We start from the raw sequence: 1,953 nt of genomic DNA, 5'->3' as shown, positions 1-1,953 counted from the left end.
AGCTCGAACGCTCCGTGAATATGGCTATCGCGCTGCTTGCCGTGTTGAAGGCCGGGGCAGCCTATCTGCCGATATCGCCGCAGGATCCGGCCGAACGCGTGTGGTTCCTGCTGGAGAACAGCGGTGCGACCCTGCTGCTGTCCGGAACGGCACAGGAGGCGGCTTCTTGTCCGGTGCTAGGCTTGGATGATGACCGTATTGATTTGGAATCGCCGGAAGATCTTCCGAGCTCTGCGAATGGCGACAATTTGGCGTATGTGATCTATACTTCTGGAACTTCCGGTCAGCCGAAAGGCGTCATGGTGGAGCATAGGAGCATCGTTCATACGCTACAGTGGAAGACAGAAACCTATGACTTCAACGGCGGCCGGGTGCTGCATGCCAGCCCGTTCGTGTTCGATGCGTTCATCTCGCACTTCTTCGGCCCTCTCGTTGCGGGCGCGACCGTCGTGATGCTGCGCGATGAAGAGCTAAGCGATCCGGCAGTCATTATTCGTACGCTTGCCGAGCAGAAGATCACGCATGCACAGTTCCCAACCGGTCTGCTCGCGGCACTGCTCGACATGATCGAGCCGGAACAGCTGGGCACCGTACGGAGCGTGGTCACCGGCGGGGAGAAGATCAGCGCGGCGTTGATTGAAAAGATGCTGACTCACCGTCAGATTAAGTTTGTTAGCGAATATGGGCCGACGGAAAACAGCGTGGTGACGGCCGCCTTGCCGGTCAGCGATCCACGGCAGTCTCATACGCTTGGCAGAGCCATTGGCCAGACGAAAATGTATGTGCTGGATGCGAATGGACAACTGCAGCCGATCGGCGTACCGGGCGAGCTGTGCATCAGCGGGCCGGGATTGGCCCGCGGATACCTCAATCAGCCGGAGCTGACGGCGGAGCGGTTCGCTGCCAGTCCGTTTGCGCCCGGCGAGCGTATCTACCTGACAGGGGACTTGGCGCGCTGGCTGCCGGACGGCAATCTCGAGTATATGGGCCGGATGGACGGACAAGTCAAGATCCGTGGCCATCGGATCGAACCGGGCGAGATCGAAGCCGAACTGCTGCGGTCGGCGCAGGTAAGCGAGGCCGTCGTGGCCGCGCTGCCGGATGCTTCGGGAAGCATGCAGCTGTGCGCCTATGTTGTCGGCGGCGAGCTGGAGCCTTCTGAGCTGCGCAGCTTGCTGTCCACAACGCTGCCGGCGTATATGGTTCCTTCCTTCTTCGTGAGGCTGGAGCAATTGCCGCTGACGGCCAACGGTAAAATCGATCTCAAAGCGCTGCCGAAGCCGGATGCAGCCATGGCCCATGCGCCATATGCCGCCCCTCGCACGGCGGTGGAGCAAGCGCTGGTGACGGTATGGCAGCAGGTGCTCGGGGTGCCGCGTATCGGCATCCATGATAGCTTCTTCGAATTGGGAGGCGACTCGATCAAGGCGATTCAAGCCATGTCCCGGCTCATGCAGGCCGGTTATAAGCTGGACATGAAGGAGCTGTTCCGGTATCCGGCCGCAGCCCAGCTCAGCGATCATATCGCCCCGGTTAGCCGCATCGCGGAACAGGGAGAGATTCGGGGTTCGGTGCCGCTCACGCCGATTCAGCACTGGTTTGCCGAGCGAGAGCTGGCCGATGCGCATCACTTCAACCAAGCCGTGATGCTGTACCGGGAGGAGCGGTTTGACGTGCAGGCGCTGCACCTAGCGATGAAGCGGATCACGGTTCACCATGATGCGCTGCGGATGGTGTTCGCGCCTACAGCGGACGGCAGTTACGCGGCTTGGAACCGGGCCGTGGATGAAGGAGAACGTTACGGCTTGGAAGTATTCGACTTCCGGCAAGAGTACGACTTGCAGGAAGAGCGGGCAGAGCCGGCGTGGAGCCGGTTAGTCGAAGTGAAGGCCCGCGAGCTGCAGGCCGGCATCTGCTTAGAGACAGGGCCGCTCGTGAAGCTGGGCTTATTCC

At 60.9% G+C, this 1,953-nt stretch carries 1 protein-coding gene; it reads left to right on the top strand.

What is annotated here, in order from left to right; translation table 11 throughout:
* On the top strand, positions 1–1,953 hold a 1,953-nt coding region (locus DQX05_RS30040), incomplete at both ends, for a non-ribosomal peptide synthetase (protein ID WP_147385256.1).

This window comes from Paenibacillus thiaminolyticus, assembly GCF_003591545.1.
In the GTDB taxonomy this organism is placed as follows: Bacteria; Bacillota; Bacilli; order Paenibacillales; family Paenibacillaceae; genus Paenibacillus_B; species Paenibacillus_B thiaminolyticus_A.
This window is presented reverse-complemented; position numbering and strand designations above follow the sequence as displayed.